Raw genomic sequence first — 15,999 nt, 5'->3', positions numbered from 1 at the left:
GGGTTTATTAATTTCAATTCTGACTTTTTATAGATATTGACTCAATATCAAAGACAATCTAGCCTTTCTGTACCAAATAATGAAATTCTTTATTACCCTGCTCATCTAGTTTTTCTTCTTGCAATAACAACTCATGTCCAAGATGCATACAAAATTTAGGAATATCCCAAGACGTTGAATTATCCGTTGCAAAAACTTCAACAATATCCCCTGATTGAGATTTACGAATTGCCTGATGCAACATCATCACAGGTTCAGGACAACGTAAACCACGTGTATTTAACTGAATGCTCGGTGCAGGCAATTGTTCAGACATCATCAAACTCAAACTTAATTTAGACTTTGTATATTTTAACACAAAGTCGATTTATGATGATCTGCTTATGATCTCAAGCACCAGGATGACGCAAGCATTCATCTTTCTCCTGTTTATTCGATAGACATCTGTATTTTCTTCGGTATGATAAAATTTACATTTTTGAAATAAGTATCTTCAGGAAAGATCATGCAAGACGAATCAGGCCCATCGTGGGGTATGCGCGGTTTACGTAAATGGTTAGGAACTGCGCCCGAAACCCGCGATGAACTGCTCAAATTGGTTCAGGATTCTCGTCGTTTTTTAGAACCTGATACTGTCGCAATGTTAGAAGGCGTATTAGACCTTCCTGCAACAAAAGTTCGTGAAGTGATGACGCCACGCACATCTATGGTTAGCTTACAAGAAGATGACCAAATCCTTGATATTTTACATGTTTTAGTTGAATCAGCGCATTCACGTTTTCCAGTCTTTTCATCAGACCAACCAGACAATGTTGTTGGTATTTTACTTGCTAAAGATTTATTACCATTTATGACTGATCCTTCAGTCAATGTCGACATTCGTAATTTAATGCGTCAACCGTTGTTTGTCCCTGAAAGTGCGCGTTCAGACCAACTGTTACGTATGTTAAAAAACACTCAAACGCATATTGCAATTGTGATTGACGAATATGGCACAACGTCAGGTTTAGTCACCTTAGAAGATATACTTGAAGAAATTGTCGGTGAAATTGAAGACGAACATGACAATGTCGATGAAGAAGCGCAATTTATTGTTCCTGACAATGACCATACCACGGCAAATACATGGATCGTTCAAGCACTTACACCAATTGAACACTTTAACACAGTTTTAGATGCAGACTTTTCTGACGATGAAGTAGAAACTGTCGGGGGATTATTGCTTCAGGAAATTGGATTGGTGAGTGATTTACAAGGACAAGTGATTGAACTTGAAGATTGGCAATTTACCATCATTGAAGCAGATGCCCGCACTATTCATCTGATTCGAGCTGTACGTAAATGAGAGCCTACTTTGACAAGCTGTTAAATTCTTCACAACAACAAAAACAGTTACCAATGATTTATCCCCTGATCATTTCATTGATCGCAGGTGCGGTGTTTAGTTTAGCACTAGCACCTTTTCATTGGTGGTGGCTTGCCATCTTGTCACCTGCTTTGCTCTATGCATGTTTGCATCAGCGTACACCAAAACAAGCCTTTGCGATTGGTCTAAGCTATGGCTTCGGCTTATGGTTTGTCGGTGCTTTTTGGCTATACACCTCTATTCATGTATATGGCGATACCAATGCATTCTTAAGTGTGTTGATGATTGCGATCATGGCATTGGTCATGGGTTTATTCAGTGCAGTTCAAACATGGTTTTACCGCCGTTTTTTCCCTGAAACCCCACTCACCTTTGCGCCAATTTGGGTTTTCTTTGAATGGGCTAAAACTTGGGTCTTTACAGGATTCCCTTGGCTCTTTGCAGGCTACGCCTTTACTGAACGCTTACTCGACAATTATGCGCCGCTGTTTGGTGTATTCGCCGTTTCATTTGTGGTAATTATTTTTGCATCTGCTTTGGTTGAGATTTTACGACGTAAATGGTTTTGGGCAATTCCTTCCGTACTGTTAATTTTAGGTGCTTGGGCTGCATCATCTATCCAATTTGTACAACCCAAAGCTGAAAAGCCATTATCGGTTTCATTGGTGCAAGGTAATATTCCACAAGATCTTAAATGGCTGACCGAATACCAAGTCAAAACAGTTCAAATTTATGTCAAACTCAGTCAAACGGAATGGGGACGTGATCTCATCGTTTGGCCTGAATCGTCTATTCCTATGTTTCAAACTGATGCGCCCGTACCTGAGCTCATTGAATACATGAAACAAATGGGGCAAAAACACAAAACTTCATGGGTTACAGGCATTCCATATTGGGACTTAAAAGAGTCAGAGCAAAATGGCTTCCCAATGTATTACAACAGCATGATGGCAATGGGAGATCAGGCTTCAGGTTTATATAAAAAACAACGTCTGGTACCATTTGGAGAATACATTCCTCTTTCAGGTTTACTCAGTTGGGTACTTCCTGCTTTGCAAAATGATCCCTCTATGAGTGGTTTCTCTCGTGGCGACAGCGATCAAAAACCTTTTAAAATTAAAGGACATAATCTTGCTGCCGCAGTTTGCTATGAAGTGGCATATCCTAATTTAACACGGCGTAATGCAGCACAAAGTGACTTCTTGGTGACCGTATCGAATGATGCATGGTTCACAGGCACCGCAGGTCCTTTACAACATCTGCAAATGGTACAAATGCGTGCCAAAGAAAATGGTCGTTGGTTTATTCGTGCTACCAATACAGGTGTAACTGCATTTATTGATCACAATGGTCATATTGTTAGTCGTGCGCCAATGGAAAAAGAAGCTGTACTACGTGGTGACTTACCTGCAATGCAAGGACATACTTGGTATACTCGTTTCAGTGATTGGCCGATTTTAGTATTCTCATTCTTATTACTTCTTTTAGGTTCATTCTATCGTCCTAAAGTGGTCGATGTTAGCTTTAAATCTAGACGCTAATAAAATTAAATTCTTTAAAAAAACAAAGCAATGCTTTGTTTTTTATACTTAAAATATGACAAAGCTTTCAATAGCTCTCAATCCTACAGTAGTTTCGTGCCTAAGGGGACTATCGTATCGGGCACACATAATACAACATGCCCATCTTGATTATGAAAACCCGTAACTAAACATTCTGATTGAATCGATCCAATTTGTTTTTTTGGAAAATTTACCACAGCAACGACTTGCTTACCGATTAAATCATCAAGTTGATAAAAGTCCGTAATTTGCGCACTTGATTTTTTGACCCCAATATCTTCACCAAAATATATATGTAAAATATAAGCAGGCTTACGCGCTTTTGCAAAAACTTCTGCTGAAATAATTTCCCCGACTCGTAACTCTACTTTTAAAAAATCATCCCACTCTATATTTTGCATTATTTTTCGACCTTTTCATCTACCTGTTTTTTATACTATAAGGTGAGTACTCAATAAAATCCTGAATGAAAAATGACAAACAATCCCACAAAAAAGACAGTTTTTATTTTTCTAAATTTTAAACTCTTAGAATCAAAAAAGCCGAGATATTGCTCGGCTTTTGGCATCTTCCATCGAAAAGATTATAATTGTACAGCCAAATAAGAAACCATCACCGCAAGAAAAAGCATCGGAATATGGCGGTATAAATGAATAGAATATTGTTCTATTTTAGAGCTTAACTTTGTTTGAAGTTGCACGCTCATCATATTCAAGGCGCTATAAAAACTTAAAATCGCTAATGCACTAAATACGCTGACTGCCATAAATCCAATCATGATTTGGCTACTTGCATCTGCACCGTGTAACAGGTTTAAAAAGACCTGACTCACAGGCAATAAACTTAAGATTAAGAGTACAGATTTCAGCATTGACCAATGAAAAATGCTGATTTCATCTGATAATATTAATGCTTTCATCATATTCTCCCTGCCAAAGTGACTGTATTAATACTATTATGCAAGCTTTAAATTAAATAAAAAGTCTATTTTTATCCATACTTTAAGTTTCTTGTAACTATTAGCTATGGGAATAATTCTTATTATAACTATCAAATAACAATGTTTTAAATTTTATATATTTTTCATAACTTTAGGATTATTTTGTGAATTAAGAAAGATTATCACTTCACTCTGCATTGATTTACTCAATTAAGCCAAGTGATAAATATTCTCTTATTTTTAAAATCAGTCCCTCTGCTATTAGGAGAAAGTTAGGAAAATGTTTTTATTTAAAATACTCGCATCTTCTTACTGAGCTTAATCTTCACCCTGAGTTATATATCGTACAAAAGGAGAAACTTAAAATTTAAATGAACTTAATATTCAAGTTTTGCCTTTTACACAAACAATAATTATTACGGCTGATAATAAATATCAGCATCATTTCCTTCGCCACCTTGTTTACCGTCAGCGCCAAAAGAATATAAATCGAAAGTACGCCCTTCAGAACCTGGGATGACATATTGCAAATCATTTTCCCAACTGTCTTTTGGATATTTTCCACCTTTAATATAACCGCCTTGCACCCAATTTTTCGCTGTTGCAGGCTGAGTAATCAAGGCTTCTAAACCGCCTTCTTGCGAGTTTGGATAATGCCCATTGTCCAATTTATATTGATCTAGTGAACCAGCAATATTTTGTAATGCAATTTTTGTGGTATCGACTTTGGCTTTTTCACCACGACCCATTACGTTTGGCACAATCAATGCCGCAAGCACACCCAAAATAACAATTACAACCATGACTTCAATTAATGTAAAACCTGATTGTCTATGTGACACTTTCCGTTGCATTCAAATTCTCTCTTACACAATTCATTATAGGAATAGTTGGCTAAATCATATTATTCATATTGACGATTGGCAACATTACTGCAATCACAATCACCAAAACAATACCTGCCATAAACACGAGCATCAATGGCTCAAGCAATGCCAATAATGTTGAAATAAATGTGGTCACTTCACGATCTTGCATCACCGAGGCTTTATCGAGCATACGGTCTAGTTCACCTGAAACCTCACCACTTTTAATCATCTGTACCATCATTGGTGGGAAATAACCACAGCGCTCAAGCTGTGTAGCCAAATTTCCGCCTTCTGTAACTTTTTCTGCTGCCAAATTGACGGCATCTCGAATGATCCAATTACTACTCACCGCAGCACCAATTTTCAAAGCATCAACCAAAGGTACACCTGAGCGTGTCAAAATAGACAAAGTACTTGCAAAGCGTGCAGCATTTATACCACGCGATAATTTACCAAATAATGGCAATTTGAGTGTTAAACGATCAAAGGTATAATGCCCTGCTGAAGTTCGTAGGAAACGCACCAATACAAATAGTCCAACAACTGAACCAACAATCAGAAATGGCCATGCTGCTCGAATGAATGCGCTAGTTTTCATCATCGCCACCGTAATCCACGGCAAAGCTTGTTTACTTTGATCAAAGGTTTTGACAATGTCAGGCACGACATAAGTCATTAAGCCCATAATAATACCGAAAGACATCAGCATCAAAATAATCGGATAAATCATTGCACCCTGAATTTTTTTTTGCATGGCATAGCTATTTTCAGTGTAATCGGCAAGCTGATCTAAAATCAGATCCAAATGCCCTGAACGCTCGCCTGCGGCAATGGTTGCCAAATACAAATCAGGAAAACGTCCAATTTGTTGCATCGCCTGTGCGAGTGAATGTCCTTCTAAAACCTTTGATCGAACGGACAATAATAAATTTTGTACGTGAACTTTTTCACTTTGCTTAGCGACCGCTCGTAAAGCTTCTTCAAGTGGAATAGACGCTGCCACAAGAACAGATAACTGACGTGTCATTAATGCAAGATCATAAGCAGAAAATTTTTTTTGAAAAAAACCTGATGTTTTATTCTTATCTTTCTGTTCGACAGCCTCTACACTGACAGGAATCCACTCCTTATCACGAAGTTGCTGACGAATTTGACGTGCGGAATCGCCTTCCAACACACCTTTTTGCTGCTTGCCTGCAGCATCCATGGCAGTAAATTGATATGCGGGCATTACAATGCTCTAATTTTCCAAAAATGTAGGTCTAGCTGTTGCACTTGACCCTTAAAATCATTCATATTTGTATATAAATAACAGTTACACTCTAACATAAGCCCCAGCTGATCACTAAATATTTAAATAGGTACAATCGAAATTTATGCCGCAGCCACGCTCTGATTTTACATCACTCATTTACCGTGTTCGAGTCGCTGTTCCGGTCTATTTACATGACTGTTTCGATTATCAAGTTACAGCTGATCAATATGATCAAGCTCAAATTGGGGCACGTGTAGCAGTATCTTTTGGTCGTCAACAACTCACAGGTATCATTACCGAAAAACTGCCCTTAGATACACCAATTAATCCCGCATTTAAACTCAAAATGATTACTGAGTTACTCGATGATCAGGCATTACTAAAAGCGCCTATGCTAAAGCTTTTGACATGGTCAGCGCAGTATTACCAATTTCCGATTGGTGAGGTGATGCATGCCGCTTTACCTGCTATTTTACGCCAAGGTAAACCCTATAATTTACTTGCACGTAATTGGAAAGTGACCGATTTAGAGGCTGAAAATAAATTATCTAAAAATGCCATTAAACAACGTGAAGCCTTTAAAATCTTAAAGTTGCATCCTAAAGGCACACTCGAAAATATTTTAAATTTAAGTGGGATTGAAACTACAACGCTCAAAGCCCTTGAGAAAAAAGGCTTTGTACAATGTATACTTGAAGCACAAGACTTTACCCCAGAACCTGTACAACTTTCGCAAATGCCACTCACAGCGAATGATGAGCAAAAGAAAGCCATTCATAGTATTTTAAAAGCACACAATAAATATCAAGCTTTTCTACTTGATGGCTTAACAGGCAGTGGTAAAACTGAAGTTTATTTACAAATCATGCACAAGGTTTTAGAGCAAGGTAAGCAGGTTTTGGTACTTGTGCCTGAAATCGGACTGACTCCGCAAACCATTAGCCGTTTCCAATCTCGTTTTCATTGTAATATCGCTTTGCTGCACTCAGGTTTAAATGACACTAAACGCTTACAAGCATGGCAATATGCACAAACAGGTAAAGCCTCAATTATTTTAGGCACACGCTCTGCGATTTACACCCCAATTGCTAATTTGGGTTTAATTATTTTAGATGAAGAACACGACCTTTCGTTTAAACAACAAGAAGGCTTTCGCTATCATGCCCGTGATGTGGCTTTGTACCGTGGCTATTTAGAAAATTGCCCTGTTGTTTTAGGCTCTGCCACGCCAAGTATTGAGTGCTATCATCTTGCTGAGCAAAACAAACTCACGCGTTTAGAACTCAATCAGCGTGCTGGAAATGCCGTGATGCCAAAAATGCATTTGATTGATTTAAAAATTGCGAAAAAACAGCATGGCATCAGTGAGCAACTTATTTCAGAAATAAAGAAGCGCTTAGAGAAAAAAGAGCAAGTACTTATTTTTCTCAATCGCCGTGGCTATGCCCCTGTTGTGCTGTGCGAAAGCTGTGCGTGGCAAGCCAATTGCCCGCATTGTGATGCGCACTTTACCTTACACATGAAGCCTTATTCACATTTACATTGTCACCACTGCGGAACCATTAATCGTGTGCCTGATGCGTGCCCACAGTGCAATCAAAAAAATCTCAAACCGATTGGTTTAGGTACAGCAAAACTTGAAGAAGGTTTAAATGAACTGTTCCCCGATTTTCCTGTACTACGTGTTGACCGTGACTCCACCAGTAAAGTCGGGAGTTGGCAAAAAATTTACGACCAAATTCAAAAAAGTGAACCGACAATTTTACTTGGTACACAAATGCTCGCCAAAGGACACCATTTTCCCTATGTCACTTTAGTGGCTATTTTAGATATTGATGGCGGTCTACTCAGTGTTGATTTTCGTGCCCCTGAACGTACAGCACAACTGATTACTCAAGTATCAGGTCGCTCAGGTCGTGGCGATAAAAAAGGTGATGTTTATTTACAAACGTTAAGACCCGATCACCCCATGCTCAATTTATTACTCGAAAAAGATTATCGAGCATTCGCCAAACAGACTTTAAGTGATCGACAATTGGCACTCCTACCACCCTGTCGTTATGCCATTTTAATCCGTTGTGAATCTCGCAGTCAGGATGAAAATCAAAACTTTCTGAGTACGATGGCACAACAACTTCGACAGCAATCTGAAGAAGGTTTAATTGATATTTGGGGACCAATTCCTGCTCCAATGGAACGTAAAGCAGGACGTTTTCAAGCACATATGGTGCTACTCTCAACGCATCGGGCGAAACTACATTTTTATGTGCAACCATGGTGGCAACACCTTTTACACATTAAATCATCAACAATGAAAATTACCATTGATGTCGATCCGCAAGAGTTCAGCTAATTTTTTATGTTTAATTTGTAAAAATACAGCTTATTTTCTCCATAAATTAAATATGGTCTGAATTATTTTCAGGCTACAATCCTTCTTAATTTAAAAATAATATCAGGACACACTGCATGTCTTTGTTACTGCAAATTACGCTATTTCTTGGCGCTGCCTTGATCTTTGTTCCACTTGGTAAAAAACTTGGAATTGCCACCGTTCTAGGCTATCTCTTTACAGGTATTCTCCTTGGTCCAAACGTACTGAATATTGCCAATGATCCTGAATCAATTATGGAACTCGCTGAATTTGGTGTAATTCTATTGATGTTCCTCATTGGACTGGAGCTACGACCACAACGTCTATGGGAAATGCGTCAATCCATTTTTATCACGGGAACCTTGCAAGTGGTTGCAACAGGACTTGTACTGATGGGTACGGTCTTTTTGTTGTTTCAGCAATCGCTCTCTGCTAGTTTTGTCATTGGCTTTGCACTCGCTTTGTCATCAACAGCATTTGTCTTGCAATTACTCAATGAAAAACAACAACTCAATACCACATATGGTCAGCAAGCATTTTCAATTTTACTGTTCCAAGATATTGCGGCCATTCCATTACTTGCTGTCATTCCAATGCTTGCGGGTGCAAATGGTAACAGTACCCATCATGGTATCGCTTACTTTGCCTTAATTATTGCGGCATTTAGTGGATTATTCCTATTTAGTCGTTACATCATGCGCCCTTTTTTCCGTTTTGTTGCCAAAAGTGGTGCGACTGAACTCATCACCGCCGCAGGTTTATTTATTGTTCTAGGTGTCGTTTTATTGATGGATACCATTGGTATCAGCACAACACTCGGCGCATTTCTAACAGGCGTTTTACTTGCCGATTCAGAATTCCGTCACGAACTTGAAGCAAGCGTTGCTCCCTTCAAAGGCTTACTACTCGGTTTATTTTTTATGACTGTGGGCATGACGACTGAAATCTCATTATTAGTCGAACATCCATTGCTAATTATTGGTGGGGCAGCTTTACTAATTCTAATCAAAGCCATCGTAATGACCGGCATTGCACGCTATAAGAAGTACAATTGGAACACAAGTCTCATGATCGGAGCATGTTTGGCACAAGGTGGGGAGTTTGCCTTTGTGGTACTGAATGTAGCTCGGAGTGAAAAAGTTCTAACGACTGCTATTACTGAACCTGCAATACTGATTGTGACAATTTCGATGGTACTGACACCCATTGTCTTTTGGCTCGTTTCCGACAAAATTGTGCCTTATCTCAATAAAAATAATACACCTAAATATGATGAAATCCCCAACAGTCATCCTCTAATGATTATTGCCGGTTTTGGTCGAGTTGGACAAATCGTGGCACGTTTGGCACATATGCAACACTTCCCTTTTACCGCCATTGATAACAACCTACAACGCATTGATTTTGTCAGACGTTATAGTGGTACATTATATTATGGTGATGTTACACAACCAGACCTACTACGTTCAGCAGGGATCGAACATGCTAAAGTTTTTGTTTTAGCCATTGATGATGTAGAAGACAGTATCAATGTCGTGCGTCATATCAGCTTAAATTATCCAAATCTAACGTTATTGGTTCGTGCTCGTGATCGCTATCACATGCATTTACTACGTGATTTAGGCGTAAAGCATATTTGGCGTGAAACTTATCTAACCTCACTCGGTATGGGATATCGTGCACTCTGTGAATTGGGCATCAGTAAAGAAGCCGCGTATGACAGCGTTGAATTATTCCGTAATTACGATGAAGAATTACTTTCACGCCAACAACGTATTTATACAGATGAACAAAAAGTCTTTGAAAGTTATCGTGATTTTCTTTCTGAACTTGAACATTTATTTGAAAGCGATGCACAAGCCTCACAACTTGATCATGAAAAATTTGAAGACAACATAGATTTAGATGAATCAGGTTTAGAACGTAAACCCCCTGAACATTATCAAAAAGATCGTATTGACGTGACCCGTGAAACTGAAGAAAAACGCAATAATCTGAATTAATTCAATTTAAATATTGAAATGGGGTTCGGCGAAGTATTTTGCTGAACCTCATTTTTATATGCACAGATTTTCACTGCAATTTCCTCTATTATGGAGGCTTGTGATTTATAATATCGCCACCATCTAAACAGGGATTTGGAGAATTTTATGACTGATTTACGTCAACGTTTTTATATTGATGATAGCCCTGTGCGTGGTGAAGTTGTTCACTTAGAAGAGGCTTTACAAACCATCCTTGCACAGCGTGATTATGCCCCTGCCGTTCAAGTATTACTGGGTGAAATGCTCAGTGCAATTGCCTTACTAGCAAGTACTTTGAAAATCAAAGGCCGTGTAAGCTTACAAATTCAAGCGCAAGGGACGTTTAAATGGGCGATGGCTGAATGCAGCCACTTGGGCGAAGTTCGTGCACTCGCTGACTATGAAGAAGATCTTCGTTTTATGCAGGGTGATACAAGTCAGACTGTTCTATCATCACTCATGAATCCTGTATTATTCATCAATATTGATCCTGAACACGGTGAGCGTTATCAAGGAATTGTGGCCTTAGACAAACCGACTTTGGCTGAATGCTTGGTTCAATATTACGATTTATCTGCGCAAATTCCGACTCGTATTGTTTTAGGCAGTACTGCACAACGTGCAGGTGGTTTACTCATTCAATTGTTACCGCGCAACAATGAAGAAGAGCAACAGCAAATTGATGAAGATATTTGGCCGCGTTTAAAACTACTCACTGAAACGCTTAAAATTGCAGAATTAACTGACTTAAGTGCAGAAGAAATTTTATATCGTTTATATAACGAAGAAGAAGTTCGTTTGCCTGGCGTTGAAAAATTACAATTTAGTTGTACCTGTTCACATGATAAATGTGCAAATGCACTGATTCAAATTGGACTCGATGCTGTGAAAGAAACACTTGAACATCAAAATCCAATTGAAATGGATTGTCAGTTCTGTAATGCAAAGTATTCGTTCACTGCCAAAGAGTCTTTAAGCTTATTTGGTGAGCATTTAAGCTAATCTAAACAATTACTTATAGATATTTTTCTCAAAAGAAACATTGCATTCCCCCAAAAAAAGAGTGATCCTGTAATCACTCTTTTTTATTAAAAATGAATAAAAGACAAAAAATGGGGAAAATAATGAAACAAATTTACGTACTACTTATTAGCTCACTTTTTTTCAGCTCTGCTTTTGCATCAGATTTAGCTGGAAAATGGAAAACCGTAGATGATAAAACAGGTTTTTCACGTGCTGATGTGATGATCACAAAAAATGCCGATGGTACCTATAGTGGAAAAATTATCACGATTCGTCCACTACCCGACAAACCACTTGAACCACGCTGTGTGAATTGTAAAGGTAGCCTAAAAAATGTACCGCTTGTAGGCTTACAGATTTTAACTGGCTTTAAAGCCAATCCTAAAACACCGAATGAATTTACCAATGGCACAGTACTTGATCCACTATCAGGTAATGTCTATAACGGCAAAGCTAAAATTACACCAAGAGGCAATCGTTTAACCATGCGTGGTTATATTGGTGTGTCTTTACTTGGTCGTTCAGCAACATGGATTCGTATCGATTAATATATAGGCTTAGATATTCATCATCAAAAGCGCTTCGGCGCTTTTTTATAGCGGTGAACCAACTTTGAGTCAGCCGATCATGTGAAATATAAAAATAATTCCAAATAGTCAATCAATTTGACTTTTAATAATTTTATGTGATGTTTTAACTTATTATTTTTAAACATAAAATTGAAAAACATTCCTTTGTTGTTATAAAATTAGACTTTTTACTCTAATCTTGTTTCATCAGGGAAATATGAAATGATTATACGAAATATCATAATTGCGAGCTTACTCACTTCTCTTTCAACATGGGCACTTGCAGAAACCGAAGACCTAATAATTGGCAAGTGGAAAACCATTGATGACCGTACTGGCTACTCACGTGCAGATGTCGTCGTGAAAAAGAATAGTGATGGCACATACACAGGTACAATTGTTGAAACTCGTACCGTACCAGGTCGACCAAAAATGGAAACCTGTACCAATTGTCCTGGTCATCTAAAAAATAAACCCTATATTGGCTTACCCTTTATTTATGGTTTCAAACAAAATCCAGATAATCCTTATGAATATATGGATGGTAAAATTCTCGATCCAATTGGTGGAAAAATATATAAAGGCAAAGCACGTATTGCTACAAATGGTAAGCATATGACCTTACGTGGCTATGTCGGTGTGTCAGTTATTGGTCGTAGTGTGACTTGGATCAAATATTAAACTTTATTCGAATTTCTCTTATCATAATTTATGTTATGCCCTGTTCATCAGGGCATTTTTGTTGTCATTATTAATCACCATCACTTAATTAAACTTTGAAACAATTTATTAACGTTTTAGCACTGTTTTCTTCTGCAAAAATCGCTTAAAACTTAAATAAATCAAAACAATCTATGGTGTAACGATGGCCGAAAATTTTTATGATGCATTAGGAGTAAAACGTGATGCGACGCCTGATGAAATAAAAAAAGCGTATCGTAAACTTGCCCGTAAATATCATCCTGATGTTAGCAAAGAAAAGAATGCTGAAGAGAAAATGCAGGCGATTAATGTCGCTTATGACACACTCAGCAATGAAGAAAAGAAAAAACAATATGACTTTGAACTTGATCATCCACAAGGATTTGCTCAAGGGGGTAATCAAGGCTTTGATGGTGCACAGTTCTATCGACAAGGTAGCACTTCGGGCTCACAAGATTTTAGTGGCTTTGAAGATTTATTTGGACGTTTTGGTGGTGGCTTTGGTGGTGGACGACAACAAGAATATAGTCAACGAGGCAATTATCAACAACGAAGCTATCGCGGCGAAGATCAACATGCATCGATAGAAGTTGACCCTACTGTTGCCTATGAAGGCTCAACACAACACATTTCACTGCAAATTCCTACCTATAATGTTTATGGTGAACCAGAAGTTCAACGTAAAACTTTGGAAGTTAAAATTCCAAAAGGCATGAAAGCTGGTCAACAAATTCGACTATCGGGACAGGGGCAAGCGGGCAGTAATGGTGGTGAAAATGGCGATCTCTATATTGAAATTCAATATCGTCATACTGACAAGTTACGTGTTGAAGGCGCAGATGTCTATTACACTGTGAATATTGCACCATGGGAAGCGGCATTAGGGCAAGCCATTGAACTGAATACCCCTGCGGGTACAGTCAAAGTGAATATTCCAAAGAATGCACGTAACCAACAACAATTGCGCTTAAAAGATAAAGGTATTCCAGCCAAAGTCCCAGGTCATTTATATCTCGTTTTAAATATTGTTCAACCTCTAGCAAATAGTGAAGCTGAACAACAAGCGTATCAAGATTTTGCACAAGCATTTTCAGACTTTAATCCACGTACATAAATATCGTTTGAAAACGAAATTTAAGATATATAGCCATATTTGATGATGACAAAAATTGCTCAGAAGGAAGAATATTATGACTACAATTCATTATCGTGAAATTATCTGTGAAGGCGCTCAAGATGTAGAAATTATTGATGAAACACTCAGTTTTGATCTACAACATTTTGCCCAAGCCTGCGGTCAAAGCCCAACATGGATACTGCAATTGCTTGAATATGAAATTTTACCTGCACGACCAGATGAACGGATCCATCAATTTTTTGGTGATGATGTACTTAGAGCACGCCGAGCATATCGTCTCCAAAGGGACTTTGATGCGAGCTTTACAGCAGTTGCTATGATGATGGACTTACTTGACGAAGTTCAACTTTTACGTAAACAAGCTAAACAGATGCAGATACAACACCACTAATTCTTTTCAAATTGTTAAAGTCGGATGACAGTTCAATATTTAACCGTCATGATGTTTGTTCTGTCTTTCAGGTCTTATTTGAAGAGGTTACTCCGCTCCATGAATTCCAAGGTAGTGAATAAAAAAATTAAACATATGTTTCCTGAATATCAGGATCTTGTTACCACACTGCGCCATGATGATCCGCATTTTGCTCGGCTCTTTAACGACCACCATGAACTTGATCAGCATATTGCGCAGCTAGAACTCAATCCACTCAGTCATATTCAAGAAGATATTGAAATGCTGAAAAGGAAAAAGTTAAAACTGAAAGATGAGCTATATCAAATCTTACAAAAAACAGCACCTCAGTAAAAATATACTTTCGATCCTCTACAGACGCTCATTTTAAGCGAGTCATTTTTTCGACTTCTTTGAGGGTCTGTTTAATGGGTTCATAATCAAGAAACCAGAGTAAATTGACATGCTGATTTTTATGTTGTTGTGCAAGCATGTCTATTACACTGCGCTCCCCACGCCCCATCAAATGACGTCGATAAAAATAAAGAATCAGCATTGCTGTCGAAAGAAGCATAACGATTAGCATAATCCAAAAACCAATCGGGTTTTTAAGTCCTGGAATAAATTCAAAATTCATTCCATACACCCCTGTGAGTAAAGTCAGTGGAGCAAACACAGCTGTAATTATTGCTAAAATACGCATATTTTCATTGGTTTGATTGGAAATAGCGGAGAAGTGTAAATCTATCGCAGACTGAATTGCATTATTTAAGCGTGCTGTATATTTTTGAATACGTTCCACATGACTGACTAAATCATTAATTCGAACTAATATGATGTCTTGTTTTCCGACTCTTTTTTTCGACTTGGCATGCCCGTGATTTTCAATAATTTCACCACGCAATTCTTGTAATACATCAATCTGCTCCTCACACAGATTTTCCACCTGTTGAAAAGCCATATTTTCTTGAAACAATTGTTGCCAACGGGTAAAACGACGATTACCCTGCAAAAGTTCTTGTTGCCAAAATTCAACACGCTTACTCAGTGGTGCACGTAAATCAAGATAATCATCGACCATACTATTGAGTAGACGTAACTGTAAATCCAAAGCAGAAGCTGCCATTTTACGCGGCTTATTTTGCTCATCTACGGGTTTTGCAGCAATCGTTTGCACTCGCGTTAAATAATTTTCTAAAGCACGATTTCCACGTTCTCGAATTGTGATTAAAATATTATTTGTGGTAATAAAACTTACAGGTGTTGTGGTCAACCCAAAGAGACGCTCATGTTCTTCAAGTGCATTGTCACCACTTATAATTTGATCTGTCGGTGTAATCAGTTTACGAAAGATTAATAAATCATAATCATCCATGGTATCAAAAGTACATGGATGCTCAATATTTTGAATGTCCTTGACATGTAATTCATTCAGTCGAAGTTGAGTGCAGTCATACACATCTTGTTGCCACTGCTCTAAGCGATGAATAACATCATCCCGATAACAATCGACCCATGTAAATTCAGGTTCAACGTTTACGATAGGCTGCAACTGAATATACATCTGTTGTGAAGCAGCATGTACGTAAAAATAATAAATCTGCATAAAGATACTCAGGTCATCGGTGGTCTTTTTTTTATTGAGTCATTATTCGTAAACAATTGCTCGTCTGCATTGTACTGTGATTTTGAAGTCAGCGTCACGCCCGAAGAGTAATGCTATTTATCATGATGCTTTCTTGTTTTGAAAAATAAAAAAAGCCTGCTTAATGCAGGCTTTCCTATA

Annotated in this window: 16 protein-coding genes; 10 read left to right on the top strand and 6 right to left on the bottom strand. The window is 38.1% G+C overall.

The window, feature by feature from the left end:
• Nucleotides 1-58: 58 nt before the first annotated feature.
• Nucleotides 59-316 carry a sulfurtransferase TusA gene (gene tusA / locus FW754_RS00855; protein WP_409509932.1) on the bottom strand — a complete coding sequence of 86 codons (258 nt, stop codon included), beginning with the start codon at nucleotides 314-316 and terminating at the stop codon, nucleotides 59-61.
• 189 nt (nucleotides 317-505) lie between these two features.
• Here tusA and FW754_RS00850 point away from each other — a divergent pair, with 189 nt between their 5' ends.
• Together FW754_RS00850 and lnt are read left to right on the top strand one after the other, a co-directional pair.
• Nucleotides 506-1,345, top strand: coding sequence for an HlyC/CorC family transporter (locus tag FW754_RS00850; RefSeq protein ID WP_409509931.1), 840 nt, complete (start codon nucleotides 506-508; stop codon nucleotides 1,343-1,345).
• The gene (gene lnt / locus FW754_RS00845) at nucleotides 1,342-2,907 is read left to right on the top strand and encodes an apolipoprotein N-acyltransferase (RefSeq protein ID WP_409509930.1); all 1,566 of its coding nucleotides are present in this window, start codon (nucleotides 1,342-1,344) and stop codon (nucleotides 2,905-2,907) included. The genes FW754_RS00850 and lnt overlap by 4 nt, the downstream gene beginning before the upstream one ends.
• Nucleotides 2,908-2,990: 83 nt before the next feature.
• On the opposite strand, the gene FW754_RS00840 is transcribed toward lnt, so the two are convergent.
• The 4 genes from FW754_RS00840 to gspF all read right to left on the bottom strand — a co-directional run bounded on the left by FW754_RS00840 (nucleotide 2,991) and on the right by gspF (nucleotide 5,968).
• On the bottom strand, nucleotides 2,991-3,329 hold the full coding sequence (locus FW754_RS00840; RefSeq protein WP_446323601.1) for a tRNA-binding protein: 339 nt from the start codon (nucleotides 3,327-3,329) through the stop codon (nucleotides 2,991-2,993).
• A gap of 182 nt (nucleotides 3,330-3,511) precedes the next feature.
• Entirely contained in the window at nucleotides 3,512-3,847 is a 336-nt protein-coding gene (locus tag FW754_RS00835; RefSeq protein WP_409509928.1) for a hypothetical protein, read from the bottom strand.
• 437 nt (nucleotides 3,848-4,284) lie between these two features.
• Complete coding sequence (gene gspG, locus FW754_RS00830; protein WP_409509927.1) at nucleotides 4,285-4,722, bottom strand: type II secretion system major pseudopilin GspG; 438 nt, start codon at nucleotides 4,720-4,722, stop codon at nucleotides 4,285-4,287.
• A 40-nt stretch (nucleotides 4,723-4,762) separates the two neighbouring features.
• Nucleotides 4,763-5,968, bottom strand: coding sequence for a type II secretion system inner membrane protein GspF (gene gspF / locus FW754_RS00825; RefSeq protein WP_419345831.1), 1,206 nt, complete (start codon nucleotides 5,966-5,968; stop codon nucleotides 4,763-4,765).
• A 145-nt stretch (nucleotides 5,969-6,113) separates the two neighbouring features.
• Here gspF and FW754_RS00820 point away from each other — a divergent pair, with 145 nt between their 5' ends.
• From FW754_RS00820 to FW754_RS00785, 8 genes are all read left to right on the top strand, one after another.
• Nucleotides 6,114-8,345, top strand: a complete 2,232-nt coding sequence (locus FW754_RS00820) for a primosomal protein N' (protein WP_446323600.1) — start codon at nucleotides 6,114-6,116, stop codon at nucleotides 8,343-8,345.
• 116 nt (nucleotides 8,346-8,461) lie between these two features.
• Nucleotides 8,462-10,369, top strand: coding sequence for a monovalent cation:proton antiporter-2 (CPA2) family protein (locus tag FW754_RS00815; RefSeq protein WP_446323599.1), 1,908 nt, complete (start codon nucleotides 8,462-8,464; stop codon nucleotides 10,367-10,369).
• A gap of 147 nt (nucleotides 10,370-10,516) precedes the next feature.
• Complete coding sequence (gene hslO / locus FW754_RS00810; protein WP_409509923.1) at nucleotides 10,517-11,392, top strand: Hsp33 family molecular chaperone HslO; 876 nt, start codon at nucleotides 10,517-10,519, stop codon at nucleotides 11,390-11,392.
• A 122-nt stretch (nucleotides 11,393-11,514) separates the two neighbouring features.
• Nucleotides 11,515-11,961: a DUF2147 domain-containing protein gene (locus FW754_RS00805; protein WP_446323598.1), complete on the top strand. Its 447-nt coding sequence runs from the start codon at nucleotides 11,515-11,517 to the stop codon at nucleotides 11,959-11,961.
• 243 nt (nucleotides 11,962-12,204) lie between these two features.
• Nucleotides 12,205-12,663: a DUF2147 domain-containing protein gene (locus tag FW754_RS00800; RefSeq protein WP_446323597.1), complete on the top strand. Its 459-nt coding sequence runs from the start codon at nucleotides 12,205-12,207 to the stop codon at nucleotides 12,661-12,663.
• A 184-nt stretch (nucleotides 12,664-12,847) separates the two neighbouring features.
• Nucleotides 12,848-13,798, top strand: a complete 951-nt coding sequence (locus FW754_RS00795) for a DnaJ C-terminal domain-containing protein (protein ID WP_446323596.1) — start codon at nucleotides 12,848-12,850, stop codon at nucleotides 13,796-13,798.
• Between the two features lie 76 nt (nucleotides 13,799-13,874).
• Nucleotides 13,875-14,213 carry a chaperone modulator CbpM gene (locus FW754_RS00790; RefSeq protein ID WP_409509920.1) on the top strand — a complete coding sequence of 113 codons (339 nt, stop codon included), beginning with the start codon at nucleotides 13,875-13,877 and terminating at the stop codon, nucleotides 14,211-14,213.
• 99 nt (nucleotides 14,214-14,312) lie between these two features.
• Complete coding sequence (locus tag FW754_RS00785) at nucleotides 14,313-14,567, top strand: YdcH family protein (protein ID WP_409509919.1); 255 nt, start codon at nucleotides 14,313-14,315, stop codon at nucleotides 14,565-14,567.
• Between the two features lie 28 nt (nucleotides 14,568-14,595).
• Here the strand turns inward: FW754_RS00785 and FW754_RS00780 are convergent, their stop codons facing one another.
• The gene (locus FW754_RS00780; protein WP_446323595.1) at nucleotides 14,596-15,819 is read right to left on the bottom strand and encodes a magnesium transporter CorA family protein; all 1,224 of its coding nucleotides are present in this window, start codon (nucleotides 15,817-15,819) and stop codon (nucleotides 14,596-14,598) included.
• Nucleotides 15,820-15,999 lie beyond the last annotated feature (180 nt).

The sequence above is a fragment of the Acinetobacter sp. 1207_04 genome (genome assembly GCF_052850415.1).
Note: the sequence above shows the minus strand (reverse complement) of the source record. Positions and strands in the feature narration are given on the sequence as shown.